We start from the raw sequence: 607 nt of genomic DNA, 5'->3' as shown, positions 1-607 counted from the left end.
TATTGGTGACCAGTGCCCGGTCGAGCGGTTTGCCCTTAACGTCCTCGTCTTTGCCCTCCTGCCAGCCCTCTTTCAAGCAGGGCAGGGTCAGGAAGGCCTTTACGTCCTTATCTTTCGGTAAGCCTTTAGTGGAACACATGGAGGAAATATTGGTGACCAGTGCCCGGTCGAGCGGTTTGCCCTTAGCGTCCTCGTCTTTGCCCTCCTGCCAGCCCTCTTTCAAGCAGGGCAAGGTCAGGAAGGCCTTTACGTCCTTATCTTTCGGTAAGCCTTTAGAGGAACACATGGAGGAAATATTGGTGACCAGTGCCCGGTCGAGCGGTTTACTCTTAGCGTCCTCGTCTTTGCCCTCCTGCCAGCCCTCTTTCAAGCAGGGCAGCGTCAGGAAGGCCTTCAAGTCCTTACCTTTCACTAAGCCTTTAGAGGAACACATGGAGGAAATATTGGTGACCAGTGCCCGGTCGAGCGGTTTACCCTTAGCGTCCTCGTCTTTGCCCTCCTGCCAGCCCTCTTTCAAGCAGGGCAGGGTCAGGAAGGCCTTCACGTCCTGATCTTTCGGTAAGCCTTTAGAGGAACACATGGAGGAAATATTGGTGACCAGTGCCCG

The 607-nt window shown here is 54.7% G+C and carries 1 protein-coding gene; it reads right to left on the bottom strand.

The annotated features are described in order from the left end of the window. Positions 1-607, bottom strand: a 607-nt coding sequence (locus J7438_RS26935) for a hypothetical protein (protein ID WP_209279089.1), incomplete at both ends; no start/stop codon positions are given.

Origin of the sequence: Thalassotalea sp. G20_0 (genome assembly GCF_017744175.1) — a bacterium.
Classification (GTDB): domain Bacteria; phylum Pseudomonadota; class Gammaproteobacteria; order Pseudomonadales; family Endozoicomonadaceae; genus Endozoicomonas.
The sequence above is the reverse complement of the archived record's forward strand: the minus strand, read 5'-3'. Positions and strand labels throughout refer to the sequence as shown.